This is a genomic window from Cedecea neteri (assembly GCF_000758305.1).
GTDB lineage: Bacteria > Pseudomonadota > Gammaproteobacteria > Enterobacterales > Enterobacteriaceae > Cedecea > Cedecea neteri_C.
The window spans coordinates 3,435,338-3,451,667 of the sequence record NZ_CP009458.1 but is presented as its reverse complement, the minus strand read 5'-3'; the positions used below and the strand labels follow the sequence as shown (position 1 = coordinate 3,451,667).

The following is a 16,330-nucleotide window of genomic DNA, read 5'->3' as shown; positions in this document are numbered from 1 at the left end:
CTTGTTTCATAAACATGTTTTATACCGGGTAATAAAAGTTAAGCGGCTAGTATTCCGCCGGACTTAAGGCCCGGCGGAATTAGCGCTAGATAACCAACAGTTGGTGGTTAGCCAGCAGCGTGGCGAGATCGGTTTGTACCCCGTTGAGCGTGACTACCGTGGTCGGGTCAAAGACGCCGCCCTTGCCGTCGCGGTCAATTTGTATCTCCGTGCTGCTGCCGTTTTGCACCACTTTGATGTAGTCCCCGATATTGCCCGCCCCGGCCCCAAGCTGCGCAACGCCATTGATGTAATGCGCCGACGCGTCCCCGGTGTAGCCAGTACCCTGCAGCAGCTCGCGAAGGTCAATGCGATCGCTGTCCGCCGTGCCTTCCCAGGTCCCCACGCTGAAGCCGTTAACCACATCGTGGCCGTTACCGCCGGTGGCATCCGAACTGTTCAACAGTTTGTAGAGCAACGTATCGTGACCGCCGCTGCCGATGTTGAAGGTGTCGTTGCCGCCGCCGCCTTCAAAGGTGTTGTTCCCGCTATTACCGGTGATGACATCATCATGGCTGGAGCCGACTATCCCTTCGATGTTGGTGAAGGTTGCCGTGTTAAAGCCGGTGTTTTGCGCCCCGGTTTTGCCCAGATCAACAGTGATGCCTACCCCGGAGTTACGGAAGTCAACCACGTCCATCCCGCCCGTCGCGCTCCACGTCTGGTGGTCTGAAGACGTTTCCCAGCCACCGCCGCCGTTGTAGACGTAGGTTCCTTGCTCGGCGATAAACGTATCGTTATAGCCTGTGCCGGTCAGCGTACCGCCGTGAACGCCGGTGGCGGCCTCTGCCGTCAGGGCATAGTTTTCTTTACCGTCTCCGGCGGTCAGCCCGTTCCATGTCACATTGCTCGAAACGCCGTTGATCGCCCTGACCAGCTCGGCATGGTAGGTTTCATTCGGATTGAGGCCATAGAAGCTCACCAGCGCCGAAGCGTCGTTAATCCCCACGCCCGACTGGGCATTGATCACCTGACTTGACACCAGTTCACCCTTCGAGTTGTAGAGTTTCACGGTGTTGCCGTAGAAGACATTAATGCCCTGGCTGTCGACAATTTTCAGATGAATGGCCGTTCCCGGCGCTACGGTGTTGGTGTTGCGTTCCAGCGTGACGCTGCCGTTCTGGCGGAAGATCAACAGATCCTGAGCACCGTCCCAGTCGTAATCCACCAGCGCCGCACCGGACACCTGGCTGGTGGTCGCTGAACCAAATTTCGACGACGTAAAGCTCGCCACGCCCTTCAGCCCGTCGTTGGTGTACATGTACGACTGCCCGCTGTTGGCCAGCTTGATGATGTCCATCCTGCCGTCCATATTCCAGTCAACCGCGACGCTGACCGTACCGTTGTACTTCTCGGTCCCCACGGCGGTGCCGGTAAGCAGATTGCCTTTACCGTCGTTCATCATTAGCAGGCCGCCGGTACCGGTCCGGGACATCCCCATATAGAGATCCATGTAGCCGTCACCGTCAAAGTCAGCCCAGGTCATGCTTACCGAGTTGTTCGCGGCGGCTGAGCCGTAGCTGCTGTACATGGTGTTGGTAAAGTTCTGACTCCAGGTAAAGGTGCCATCCCCTTTGTTGAACATCGTGGACAACGAATAGTTGTTGTTGCCGTTGGTGGTGTGCTGGGCAATGTCCACCATGCCATCGTTGTTCAGATCCACACCGGATGCTTCAATCAGGCTGTTGTAGTTGCCCACTTTCGACCCGGCGACGAAGTTGACATAGGTTCCGCCGCTGGACGCCCCCACCAGTTTCCCGGCGTTGTTATTGACGAAAGTGTTGGAGTCCGGCCCGCCGGCATCGCCCATCACAAAGTCAACATAGCCGTCGCCCTGGAAGTCGATAGCCACCACGGCGCCATACCACAGCAAGGTGCCCACGGTTGAGCTGCTGCTCGTGCTTGATGCCGTGTAGGTTCCATCCCCGTTATTCATCAACTGCGCGACATAGTTATAGTTGGTGCTTTCCACCAGCATATCCGCGTGCCCGTCGCGGTTGATATCCGCGTAGGTGCCGGTGGTGTAGGTCCCGGTCATAGTGAAGTTCCCGCTCACTTTGTAAGTGTTGCGGTCGCTGGATGTTGCAAACTGCTGGTTGCTGGCAAACGTCCACATGCCGTTCTCATCCAGCATATAGCTCGCGGAAATCGCCGTCGTGGCACTGGTGAAAGACCAGGTCGGCGTCAGGGATGCTTCAGCGCCCACAACGACGGTGCCGTGAGTCACATCCACGCTGTTCCCATTCCCCGCGCTGCTTTTCACCTGCGCCGTAACGTCATAGCTCTTCAACGAAAGCGCATCGCTATCCGGGATCTGCAAATACCAGGTATTGGACGAAGGGTCGACCACCACAGGGCCACCCCGATCGGAGGTGTAAGTTTTGCCATTGACCGTCACCACCACGAACTCACCGTTGACCAGATCTGCATTCACGGTGCCGGTAATAATCGGCGTAGTGTCGGTGGTGTTTAACGCATCGACCAGGGCTTTGGTCGTCGGCACCGAGGTATCTACCGTCAGCGCGAAGTCGTTCGACTCGGTGTAGTTCCCCGCTTTGTCCGTCACACGCAGAACATAGTGGTAATTCCCATCCAGCAGGCCAGAATCTGCAAAGGTCCAGCTTGTCCCGCCGGTAATGGTCACCTTGCCTACCAGAACGCCATCGCGGAAGATCTGGGCAATTTCACCGTCGGCCAGCGCCTGGTTCAGCGTGCCGTTCAGCACCGGCGAGGTATCGTCGGTGGAGTAGCTGCTGTCGAAATTACCGGTACGCTCGCCGTCATTATCCGTGTAGCTGACGATAGTGCCGACGGTGTCCGGCGCCACGGTGTCAACGGTAACGATCTGGCTTGCTTTGGAACCAATATTGCCGGCCTGGTCGATAATGCGAACTTGATAAACATGATCGCCGTCCGTCAGCTGGCGGCCGTCGATATAGTACCAGGCCGTGCCGTTTACCACGGCATCCACCCAGTTTTGGCCGCCATCAAGGCTAATTTGCACACGTTCGTCGCTGGCAAGCGTATGGCCCAGCGTGCCGTTCAGCGTCAGCGTGGTATCCATGGTGATGAAATCGCTGGCACTCTGCCCGGTATCATCCGAAATACTGTCGATGGTGATACCGTAGTTCGGTGCGACGGTATCTACCGTTACCGTCTGACTGGTGGTTGCTCCCACGTTCCCGGCAAGGTCGACGACACGAACCTGCCAGGTGTGGTTACCGTCCGCCAGCTGTCGGCTATCGGTATAACTCCAGCTTGTACCGTTGACGGAGGTGGCGTTAACCCAACTGGCTCCGCCGTCGAAGCTCACCTGGACATATTCGTTTTTGCCCAGGGCCGCGCCAAGTGAGCCGTTCAGCGTCAGCGTGTTATCGTTGGTGATAAAGTCGCTGTTGCTGAAGCCGCTGTCGTTGGTGATGCTGTCCACGGTGACGGTGATCGCTGCATCCGGTGGCGTGGTGTCTACCGTCACCGTCTGAGAAGCGCTCTGCCCGACATTACCCGCATCGTCAACCACGCGCACAAGATACTGGTAAGTCCCGTCACTCAAGGTGCGGCCGTCATTGAAATACCAACGGGTCCCAACCGTTGTTACCGTCTGCCAGGTCTTTCCTCCGTCCAGGCTTATCTGAACGTGTTCGCTGGCTAAAAGTGATGCACTCAGAGAACCGTGGATCGTCAACGAGGTGTCGCTGGTAACAAAGTCGCTATTACTCAACCCGGTATCGTCGCTGATGCTGTCAATGGTGACAGTTTTGCTCGCATCCGGTGCCACAGTATCCACGGTGACCAGCTGGCTGGTGGTTGCGCCAATATTGCCCGCATCATCAACCACGCGCAGCTGATAAAGATGATCCCCGTCAGCCAGAGTGCGCACGTCAACGTAGCTCCATGTCGTGCCACTTATACTCACGTCAATCCAGGTTTTTCCGCCGTCAATGCTGATCTGGGCATGTTCACCGGCCGCAAGAGGCGCGCCTAACTTGCCGCTGATAGTCAGGGTATTGTCGCTGGTAATAAAGTCGTGTGCGTCGAGGCCCGTATCCTGGGTAATGGCTTCGACGGTAATGGTTTTACTGGCATCCGGCGCGACGGTATCAATGATGACGTTTTGGGTTGCCGTCGAGCCAACGTTGCCCGCGTTGTCCACTACCCGGACGTGATAGGTCACGGTCCCATCCTGCAGAGGGCCGTCCGCATAAGACCACGACGTCCCCACCACAACCAGATCGACCCAGTTTTTTCCCCCGTCCAGGCTTATCTGTGCCTTTTCGTTATTGCCCAGCGCCGCGCTCAGAGAGCCTTTCACCACCACCTGATTATCTGCGGTAATGAAGTCAGTCTGGCTCAACCCTGTGTCGTTTTGCAGAGCGTCAATGGTGATGATCATCTGCGGCGGCGTGGTATCCACGGTGACGGTCCGGTCTGCTCCCGCGCTGTTGCCGATGCTGTTATTGACGCTGGCATGAATCACATAAGAACCACCATCCGCCAGGGCGGTAACCGCGCTGCTGCCCAGGGTATAGCTCCAGGTGCCGTCGCCGTTGACCGTGGTGGTATAGGTCTGGTTATTCAGGGTAATTGTCACCGTCTGGCCCGCTGGCGCATTGGTCACGCCGCTTATCACCAGTGGGGTGCCGTGCTCAGCGGCGCTGACAATGTTGTCCTGCGCGAAGTCATTGACGCTGATGGTCGGCACTTCGCCGTTCAGAGTCACCTGCTTATTCGCGCTGTTGCTGTTCCCGGCTTTATCACTAACGCTGGCGGAAATCTGGTAACTGCCGTCTGTCGCGCCCAGGAAGTCCTGAGCCGGTACAGTCACAGACCATGTCCCGGTGTCGCTAACCACCGCCTTATAAGAGTGATTATTGAAGGTGACGGTCACCGTCTGTCCCGGCTGAGCGTCAGTTGTGCCGCTAATCACCTGGCCTGCCTGCTGCTCGGCGCTGTTGATGATGTCGTCCCCCGCCACCTTGTTAAAGGTGATGACTGGCGGCGTAGTGTCCACCGTCAAAGTCCGATCCGCGCTGCCCGGGTTCCCGGCCTTATCGTTAACGGAAGCGCTAACGTTGAAATCACCGTCGACAAGCTTCGCCAAATCTTCGGCCGCAACGGTCACGCTCCAGGTACCGTCCGCCTGAACGGTGGCTTCGTAGCTTCCACTGCCCAGTTTCACGGTCACTTTTTGCCCGGCTTCCGCGCTGCTGGTGCCGCGAATGGTTAACGGTTGCTGCTGTTCGGCCGCGTTGATCACGTTGTCACCGGAGATATCCGCGAGGGTGACTATCGGTGCAGCGGTATCCACGCTGATGTTATGCGTAGCCGACGTAGCGTTATTTGAGCTGTCTGTCGCCGATGCCATGACCGTATAGCCATTACCGTGAACCAGATTTTGCACATGCTCAGCCGGGACTGTAACGCTCCAGCTGCCGCCTTGCTGAACGGTGGTGTGATACTGTACGCCGTTCAGCATAACGGTCACCTGAGTGCCTACGGCCAGTTCGGTGCTGCTGCCGTTTATCACCAGATCCTGACCCGCCTCGGCGGCGTTGATCACGTTATCATCGCTAATGGTGTCGATGGTCAGGCCAATACGAGCGGCATTTACCTCGACGGTATGAGAGGCATATCCTTCGTTGCCTGCGCTGTCGGTAAGGGTAGCCGTCACGGTCGTGGTTCCGTTTTTCAACGCGGAGACGGCCGCGGCGGGAACGCCAATGCTCCAGTTGCCGTTGGCATCAATCTGCGTGACGTACTGCACCCCATCCAGGGTAATAACTATTTTACTCCCTGCTACCGCGCCATTGCTGGACCCGGAGATAATCTGCGCCTGAGCGTGTTCCTCCAGGTTGATGATGTCATCCCCGGCAATAGCGTGGAAGGTAATGGTCGGGGCAGTGGTATCCAGAGTGATGGTTTTGCTGCTCGCAGCGCCGTTACCTGCGGCATCACTCACGCTGACGTTCACCTGATAAAGGTTATCTGCCAGACCTGCCAGGGTCGCAGCATCCAGCGTGATACTCCAGGTACCGTCGGCTTTGACTTCGGCGAAATAATCCTGATTGTTGAACGTCAGCGTGACGCGCTGTCCGGCTTCCGCGTTTGATGTCCCGGTCACGATCACACCGGTTCCGGCTTCGGCGGCATTGATCACATCGTCTTTAGCGATGAGATCAATGGTCAACGTTGGCGCGGTAGCATCCACGCTGAACGAATGATCAGCTTCGGCTCCGTTACCGTTCACGTTGGTTACGCTGACTTTTACCGTGGCGTCGCCGTCTTTCAGGCCTGCCATATCGCCCGCAGGCACCGTGTACTGCCAGTTGCCGTCTGCGCCAACCTGGGCGGTGTATTTATGCCCGGCAAAATAGACAGTGACGGTTTGCCCCGCCTCAACGTTCTGGGTTTTTCCGGAAAGCACCAGGTCGGCCCCTTTTTCCCGGGCATTCAGCACGTTGTCTGCGGTGATGTTCTCGACGCTGACCGCAACCGGACTCAGGTCTACCGTGACAATTCGGTCAATAGAAACCGGGTTACCCGTACTGCTACTGCCCGCGGCGGTGACCGTGATATCGCCCGCAGGCCACTGATTCACCACATCCGACGGAACTGCCGCCGTCCACGTCCCATCTGCGCCAACCGTCGCGAGGTAATTTGCGCCGTTAATGGTGACGGTAACTGTGCTGCCTTCGCTCATGCCGCTGGCGCTGCCGCTGATAATCAGATTCTGCTGGTGCTCGATGGCATTGATGACATCGTCGCCCGCAATGCTGTTAATGCGGATCCCCGGCAGGCTGGCGTCAATGGTAAACTCATGATCTACCGACCCGCTGTTGCCGTGGCCGTTGGTGACCGAGGCCGTGACGGTCAGTTTGCCGTTCCCCAGCGCCGTCAGGACATCCGCAGGCACCGTCAGGCTCCAGCTAAGGTCACTTTGCACTTTGACGGTATACGCTACGCCGCCAAGATGTACGGTCACCGTGTCGCCTGCTGCGGCATTACTCACTTTACCGCTCAAGGTTTGACCCGCCGCGATCTCCGCCGCATTCAGGACGTTATCCGCCGTGACCGGATTCACGGTCACGGTCGGCAGCGCGGTGTCGACCAGCAGGTTGGTGCTGGTACTGGCGCTGTTGCCGATGGCGCTTTCTGCCGTCGCGGTCAGCGTATAGTTTGCTTCGCCCAGACCGGCCAGGTCTGCGGGCTGGACATCTACGCTCCAGTTGCCGCTATCGTCAGTTATGGCGGTGTAGCTTTTGTTGTTGAGCATAATCGTGACGCGAGTGCCCGGGGCCAGATTGGCACTGGTTCCGCTCAGGGTTAATACTTCCCCTTTTTCACCGGCGTTAAGCACATTGTCGCCACTTATCGGATTGAAACCGATAGACGGTAAACCGGTATTGACCACCACGTCATGGCTACCGTGTCCCGTATTACCTGCGGCATCTGTCAGGCTGGCGTGAATGGTGACGGTGCCGTCCGCCAGTTGGCTGACGACGTTTGCCGGTACGCCAATACTCCAGTTCCCGGCAGCATCAACGGTGGTAGTCCAGCTGTTAGAGCCAATGGTCACGGTGATTTTGTCGCCTGCCGCAGCCCCGTGGCTGGAGCCAGAAACGATCTGCGCCTGGCCGTGCTCCGTCAGGTTGATGACATCATCCCCGGCGACGATTTCAAATGAGATCGTCGGCACGGTGACATCGACGTTGAGGTTATGGCTGGCCGAGCCGCCGTTGCCAGCCGCGTCGTTAACGCTTGCCGTAACGGTGTAGACGCCGTCACCCAGGGCTGAAACTTTGTCAGCCGGGACGGTGACGCTCCACGTCCCGTCCGCCTGTACTTCGGCGGTGTACGTTTCGTTGTTCAGCTTAACGGTGACCTTTTGCCCGGCTTCGGCGTTGCTGGTGCCGGTAATAGCCAGCGGCTGCCCGGCCTCGGTGGCATTAAGCACGTCATCCCCGGCAATGATATTAATTTGCAGAGTCGGTGCTGCGGTATCGACGCTGATTTCACGCCCGGCAGATGCCCCGTTACCGCTCACGTTGGCCACGCTGACTTCCACAGAGGTATCGCCGTCTTTCAGCCCTTTCATATCATTCGCCGGGACGGTGAATGTCCAGCTGCCGTCGCTTTCTACCTGAGTGGTATAAGTGTGCCCCGCAAAAGTGATGGTGATGATCTGCCCGGCTTCCACATTCTGCGTCATCCCGGAGAGCAGCAAATCAGCGCCTTTTTCGGCGGCATTCAGCACGTCATCCCCGGCAATCTGGCCAAGGGTAATTGCCACCGCGCTGAGATCGACCTTAACGGTGTGATCGATGGCAACCGGGTTACCTGAACTGCTGGCCCCTTCTGCCGAAACGGTAATATCTCCGGCCTGCCACTGGCTAACCTCGTCGCCTGGCACCACTGTCTGCCAGCTGCCATCGGCGCGAACTGTCGCCTCATAAGTTTTATTATTCACCGTGACGGTGACCGTGCTGCCCACGCTAAGACCGCTGCTGGTGCCGCTCACGATCAGGTTCAGACTATGCTCAATGGCGTTGACCACGTCATCGCCGGCAATGGTGTTCACCCGGATGCCCGGCAGCGCAGCATCGATGGCGATATCACGCGAGCCGGTGCCTGTATTGCCGGCGCCATCGGTGACTGAAGCAACGATTTTCAGCGAACCGTCGCCGAGGCCGGTCAGAACATCCTGGCCCAGCGTCAGGCTCCAGGTCAGATCGCTCTGTACCTTCGCGGTATAGTTCACGCCGCCAATGTTGATGGTCACCTCTGCCCCGGCCTGCACGCCGGTCACGCGCCCGGTAATCGTCTGGCCTGCGGCCAGCTCTGCGGCATTGATAATGTCGTCGGTCGCGACAGCGTTGATGGTCACACCCGGCAGCGTAGAGGCCACTTCCAGGGTACTGGTCTGACTGCCTGCGTTACCCACGCCGTTGCTGGCGCTGACGGAAACTTCATAGAAAGCCTCGCCAAGTTTGCCAACATCAGCTGCCGGAACGGTGGTGGTCCATTTGCCGTCGTCCCCCACGGTGGCCGTGTAGTTTTTACCGTTCAGATGCACGGTGACGGTGACGCCGCTCGCCAGTCCGGTAGAGGAACCGCTGATGATGACATCACCGGTTTTCTCATCAGCATTAAGGATATTGTCATCCGCGATGGTGTCGATAGTCAGCGTTGGCGGCGCAGTATCGACCTTGACGTTATGAACCGCATCGCCGGTATTGCCCGCTTTGTCGGTGATGGAGGCGGTCACGGTGTAGGTGCTATCGCCCAGCGCGCTGATATCCGCCCGTGGGACGCCGACGCTCCAGTTCCCATTCGCGTCCACCACGCCGGTGTAACTCTTATTGCCCAGGGTGACGGTAACAATGTCGCCCGCCTGCGCGCCAGTGCTCGTGCCGGAGATAACCTGCGCCTGGCCGTGTTCGGCCTGATTAATGACATCGTCAGTTGCAATAGTGCCGATGGTGACCGTGGGTACGGTAATGTCCACCAGCATGTCGCGGCTGCCGCTGCCCGGATTGCCCGCGCGGTCCTCGACGCTTGCCGTCACGGTGACGTTGCCGTCCGCCAGCTTGCCGACGTCCAGCGCAGGAACGGTGAGGCTCCAGCTGCCGTCCGCATTGACAGTGGTTTCATAGCGCTGATTGTTGAGCATCACCACCACCGTTTGTCCTGCTTCAGCGGTTGTGGTGCCGCTAACCGTCAAATCCTGCTGCGCTTCAGCCGCGTTAAGCAGGTTATCCTGGCTTAACGGGTTAAGCGTTAACGCCGGCGGCTGGGTATCCACGCTGACGCCTTGCTCGGCCCCGGCGCTGTTGCCGTTTTTGTTGGTGACGCTGACCTGAACGTTGGTTTGCCCTTCTTTCAGGTTCACCATATCCGCTGCCGGGACGGTATAGCTCCAACTGCCGTCCGCCTGCACCGTGGCGGTATACGTGTTGCCGCCGAAGGTAATCTGCACCTTCTGGCCCGCTTCAACATTCTCTGTTTTCCCGGAAAGCTCGAGATCGGCCCCTTTTTCAGCGGCATTAAGCACGTTATCGCCGCCGATCGGGTTAAGGCTTATCACCACCTCGCTGAGATCGACGGTCACCTGATGCTGGATAGCCACATCGTTGCCCGCGCTGCTGCTGCCTTTCACCTCAATGGTGACCGCACCTTCCGCCCAGCGGCTGACGTCTTCCCCAGGAACCGCAGCCTGCCACGAGCCATCCGCACGAACGGTTGCCGGGTAGTCGGTGCCATTAATTGTCACAATCACCGGACTACCCGCTTTTAGTCCCGTACTGGTGCCGTTGATAATCAGGTTCTGGCTGTGTTCAATGGCGTTGATAATGTCGTCACCGGCCACGGTTGCCACGCGCAGCCCTGGAAGATTCGCGTCGATAGTAATCTCGCGGCTGCCGCTGCCCGTGTTGCCGTGCCCGTTAGTAACGGACGCAGTAATGGTCAGCTCGCCGTTACCCAGGGCGGTCAAAATGTCTTTCGACACCGCCAGGCTCCAGCTCAGATCGTCCTGCACGTAGACCTGATAGAGCGTACCGCCCAGATCAATAGTGACAATGTCACCTTTTGCCGCACCTGAAACGGTGCCGCTTAGCGTCTGCCCGCTGTTTATTTCGGTGATATTGAGAATATTGTCGCTGGTCACGCTGTTGATGGTGACCCCAGGCAGCGCGCTGTCTACCAGCACGGCATGGCTGTCGCTGTTGCTGTTGCCGTAGGCATCCGTCACCGTGGCAACAACCGTATAGCTGGCTTCGCCCAGCGTGCTGACAACGGATGCCGGGATCGTTGTGCTCCAACTGCCATCGCTTTGGGTTATGGCGTGGTAGTCGATGCCGTTCAGCGTCACGGTAATTACCGTGCCGGCAGGCCGATCGCTGGTTCCGCTCAGAATCAGGTCCAGGCCTTTTTCCGTGGCGTTAATGACATCATCCAGCGCAATATCAGCAATGGTGATAACCGGCAGCGCGGTATTGACGCTCAGGCCGCGATCGATGCTGCCGCTGTTGCCTGCGGCATCGGTCACGCTGGCGGTGATTGTGTAGCTACCGTCAGCCAGGCCGTTAATAACCGACGCAGGAAGACCGACGTTCCAGTTACCGTTGCTGTCCAGCGTAGTGGTGGTTGAGAAAATCTGCCCCTGAGCATTGCTGATGAAAACAGTCACCACGTCCCCCGCCGCCGCACCTGTGCTGGTGCCGCTCACGGTATGGGCCTGACGATGCTCGCTGGCGTTGATGGTGTCGTCCACGGCAACGGGACCAATGGTCAATGTCGGTTCGGTGATATCAACCAGCATACCCCGATCGGCATTTGCCGGGTTACCCGCTTTGTCCTCGACAATGGCGTGCACATTCACTGTGCCATCGTTCAGCGCGGCAAGAGAATCCGCCGGGACGCTAACGCTCCAGCGGCCATCCGCGCCGACCTTCGCCGTGTAGCTGACGTTATTTAGCGTCACCGTGACCTCCTGGCCCGGCTCTGCGCTGCTGCTGCCGCTGATAATCAGAGGCTGTTTTGCCTCGGCGGCGTTCAGAATATTGTTGCCGCTGAGCGGATCGATGGTCAGCCCTGGCGTGCTGGCATCGACGCTGTATTGCTGGCTGGCATCTGCGGCGTTGCCGTTCACGTTGCTAACGCTGACGGTCACCTGGGCATCGCCGTCCTTCAGTTTGGCCATATCCGAAGCGGGCACGGTATAGCTCCAGCTCCCGTCGTCATTAACGACGGTGGTATAGCGATGCCCGGCGAAGGTAATGGTGACGGTCTGGCCTGGCTCAACGTTAGTCGTATGGCCTGATAACAGAAGATCGCTGCCCTTTTCCGCCGCGTTTAGCACGTTGTCTGCGGTGACGCTGTTCACGCTGATGGAAACAGGCGATAAATCGACGTCCACAATGCTGTCGATGCTCACCGGGTTTTGGACGCCATCCTCTGCCCTGGCGGTTACCGTCAGCACACCGTCAGGCCAATGGCTGACATCGCTTCCCGGTACGGCAGCGCTCCAGCTCCCGTCGGCGTTAACCGTTGCCAGATAGTCTTTGCCGTTCAGCGTCACGGTCACCACGCTGCCTACGTTGAGACCGGTGCTGGTGCCGCTGACAATTAGATCCTGGCTATGCTCCGCGAGGTTGATCACGTCATCGCCCGCGATAGTATTGATGCGCAGCCCCGGCAGTTGGGCGTCAATAGTAATGCCGTGATCGACGCTGCCAGTGTTGCCGTGCTCGTTGGTGACAGAGACGCTGGCGGTAAGATTGCCATCCCCAAGCGCCGTTAACATCTCTTTCGTCAGCGGCAGACTCCAGCTGAGATCGTCCTGAACGTAAACGGTGTAATGTTTACCCCCTAAAACGACGGTAACCTCATCTCCTGACGCCGCGTTAACCACTGTCCCGCTCAGCAGCTGTCCAGCGTTGACTTCGGCGAGATTGATCATGTTATCGCCTGCCACAACGTTAACGGTGACGATCGGTAACGAGCTGTCCACCAGTACGTTATGGTGAGCCGTATTACTATTGCCGTGGACATCCGTGACGGAAGCGCTCACGGTGTAATTGGCTTCACCCAGCTTTGCAACGTCCTCAGCCGGCACAGTGATGCTCCAGAGGTTGCCGTTTACCGTGGCCGTATAGCTAACGTTATTCAACGTCACGATGATTTTCGTGCCGTCTGGCGTGTTGCTCGTGCCACCGAAGGTTAAAGACGCGCTTTTTTCTGCCGCGTTAATCACGTCATCCTGCGCAATAACATCGAGGGTGATTTGTGGCAGGCCGGTGGCAACGTCAAACGTCAGCGAGCCGCTGCCGACGTTGCCTGCTTTGTCGGTGACGGTGACGACTGCGGTATATTTGCCGTCTGCCAGATTGCTGATGACGTATGCAGGAAGGCCAAGACTCCAGTTTCCGCTGGCGTCCAGGACCGTTGAATACTCAACATTGTTGATAATGATTTTAACGCTGTCGCCAACGGCCGCGCCGGTGACATTACCCGACAGCACCTGCGCCTGAGCATGCTCAGACAGGTTGATCACATTGTCGCCAGCAAAGGGATTCAGGCTGACCACCGGCACGGTTGTGTCAACAAGCATACCGTGGCTTGTGCTTGCCGGGTTACCAGCAACGTCACTGACGCTGGCGCTGACAGACCAGTTTCCGTCGGTCAGATTAGCCAGATCGGCAACCGGCACGGTGATGCTCCAGGTGCCGTCGGCCAAAACCTGCCCGGTGTAGTGTTGCTTATTGAGCGTGACAGTGACCGTCTGGCCCGGCTGCGCGCTACTGGTCCCGGTGATGACCAGGTCTTGTGCCGCTTCGGCATGGTTCAGAATATTGTCAGCCGTGACGCTGTGGAGCGTGATTGACGGCGGCTGGGTATCGACCAGCACTTCCCTTGCCCCGCTGGCGCTATTGCCGCTGGCGTTGGTGACGTTCACGGACACTTCGGCGCGGCCATCAAGCATGTCGCGCATATCCGCGGCTGGCACGGTATACGTCCATTCGCCATTTTCATCGACACTTGCCGTGTAGGTATGTCCGGCAAACTTAATGACCACTTTTTGCCCGGCTTCCACACCCTGCGTTTTTCCGCTCAGCGTAAGATCTGCCGCTTTCTCAACGGCATTCAGCATGTCGTCGCCGCTCACGCTGTTGACAGAAATCGCCACGGCATTAAGGTCCACATCCACCGGACGTGAAGCGGCCACCGGGTTGCCCCATTCATCGGCGGAACTGGCACTAATCTCCAGCTTTCCGTTCGGCCAGGTGGCCAGATCGCTCGCCGGGATCCCGATTTGCCAGCTGCCGGTAGCACTTACGGCCGCCGGATAATCCACACCATTCACGCGCACGGTAATAATTGTTCCTGCGTTGAGATGTGAACTGGTGCCGCTCACCGTCAAATCCTGGTGCTGTTCAATGGCGTTAATCACGTCATCACCGGACACGGTATTGATGCGCAGCCCCGGAAGCTGAGCGTTGATATTAAAGCTGCTGTCGCCCCGGCCGGTATTGCCGTGGCCGTTGGTCACGGATGCAACCACGGACACATCCCCATCGCCCAGCGCCTGCAGGTCAGCCGCTGGTACGATGAGGCTCCACGTCAAATCGCTTTGCACTTTGGCCGTGTAGTGCTTACCCCCTACGTTGAGGGTAACCGTGTCGCCTTCATGGGCACCGGTCACTCGTCCGCTCAGCGTCTGGTCGTTGGCAATTTCACTGTTATTGACGCGGTTATCGCCCGCGAAGGTAGAAACGATAACCGTCGGTAGCGCCGTATCGACAAGCAACGTCGCGTTCGCCGTCCCTGTATTTCCGGTGCTATCTGTGCCGCTGACGCTCAACGTATAGGTGGTATCGCCCAGTTTGACCACATCCTCAACCGGAACCTGAACCTGCCAGACGCCGCCCTGAACGTCGGCGGTATAATTGACGTTATTCAGGCTGATGGTAACGGTGCTGCCGTCCGGCAAATTGCTGGTACCGCTCAGCGTTAACGGCTGAGTCGCCTCAATGGCGTTCAGCACGTTGTCCTGACTTATCGGATGGAATGCTACGGCGGGCTGCGTGGAGCTGACAGTAATGTCATGCTCTACACGGCCACTGTTTCCCGCAGCATCGGTGATGATCACAGTAACGGTATTTGTGCCTTCCGGTAGCGATGAAATGACTTCTTTTGGTACGCCAACGCTCCAGCTGCCGTCCTGCTGCACGGTCGCCTGGTAGGTTTCCCCGCCAATAGAAACGGTGACTTTATCCCCTGGGGATGCCCCCCGGCTGGTGCCGGAAATCACCTGAGCCTGGCCCTGTTCGCTGACGCTAAGGATATTGTCATCGGCAACGTTATTGACGCTGGCCTCAGGCGGTGTGGTGTCGACCAGCAGAGACGTGTTAGTGGTGGTAGTGTTGCCTGCTTTATCGCTGACGCTGAAGTTCAGCGTGTAGCTATTGTCAGCCATCGCCTGGACATCATCCGCCGGCACGGTCATGCTCCAGTTGCCGTCTGCGTTTACCGTTGCGGTATAGGTTTTGCCATTCAGCTTCAGAGTGACCACCTGCCCGGCTTCGGCGTCGGTTTTACCGCCGATGACAACCGCCGCACCATGTTCAGCCGCATTAATGATGTTGTCGTCAGCGATGGCATTCACCGTTAGCCCAGGCGCTTTAGTGTCCACCACCAGCGTTTCGCTGGCAGAGATCGTGTTACCTGCGGCATCTTTTCCGCTAACGGCCACCGTCCAGCTTCCGTCTGCCAGGTTTTTAGCGTCGGCAGCCGGCACGGTTACGCTCCAGCTGCCGTCGCTGCCTACGGTAGCGGTGTAGGTTTTCCCGTTCAGCGTGACGGTTAACGCCGTGCCGCTGGCCAGTGCCTTCGAACTGCCGCCGATAACGACGTCATTGGCCCGCTCAGCCGCGTTGAGCATGTTATCGCCTGCCGTCGTCGCGACGGTCAGTGAAGCCTGGGCGGTAACGACATTGAGGGTAATATCCCCCGCAGAGGTGACTTTATTGCCATCGATTTGCACCACGCTGTAGGTGTGCGTCCCGTCCGGCTGCTCGCTCAGCAGCACTTTCCAGTTACCATTGCTGTCGACCATGGTGCTGGCAATGGTGTTACCGTTGCTGTCTTTGACCTGAATAGTGGCTCCCGGCTGCCCGGAGCCGCTGAAGGTTGGCGTTGCATCATCCGTCACGGCGTTACTGCTCAGCAGCCCTTTGCTGTCGCCTTTGTTGTCGGTCACCGTGAAGGTTGGCCGGGCGCTTTCGACCTCTTTGGTGTTGTCGATGACGTTAGTGTGCGACTTCCCGCCGCCGTGCGCCAGCAGCGCCCCGATACCCACGCCCCCGGCCACAGCACCCGCGACCCAACCCCACGGCATATCGCCGAGCGCTGAGCCGTCCATAAACGGTGCAATAGATTCAATGGGAGTGGCGGTTGCCGTTAATGCCGTGCCCTGGGTACCAACAGCGGCGCCTGCTTCGTCGAAAGTGATATGTGTCAGAGCCTTGCCGTCATCAAACACCAGTTCTGAGTGGTGCCCCGACTGTCCTTCCTCCTCCACAAAATAGCCATTGCAGCGAATAACGCTGCCGTCTTTCATGTATACCAGCAGATCCTTACCCTGACGCACATAGTGCGCCACATCGTTGGTGCTGGCGTGAATCTGAATGACAGAGGGGGATGAAAGCGAAACAGAGAGATTCCCATCGCCTGTTACCAGGGTTTTCTCTGCGTCCTTGCGGGAAATAACTTCAAGAATCTTACTCATATC

1 protein-coding gene is annotated in these 16,330 nt (G+C 58.1%); it reads right to left on the bottom strand.

What is annotated here, in order from left to right; translation table 11 throughout:
- Positions 1-85: 85 nt before the first annotated feature.
- Entirely contained in the window at positions 86-16,327 is a 16,242-nt protein-coding gene (locus LH23_RS16125) for an Ig-like domain-containing protein (protein WP_039293197.1), read from the bottom strand.
- Between the last annotated feature and the right edge of the window lie 3 nt (positions 16,328-16,330).

Excerpts from the sequence above, each read along its gene's own strand:
- LH23_RS16125 (WP_039293197.1), bottom strand. The coding sequence starts at position 16,327 with ATGAGTAAGATTCTTGAAGTTATTTCCCGCAAGGACGCAGAGAAAACC.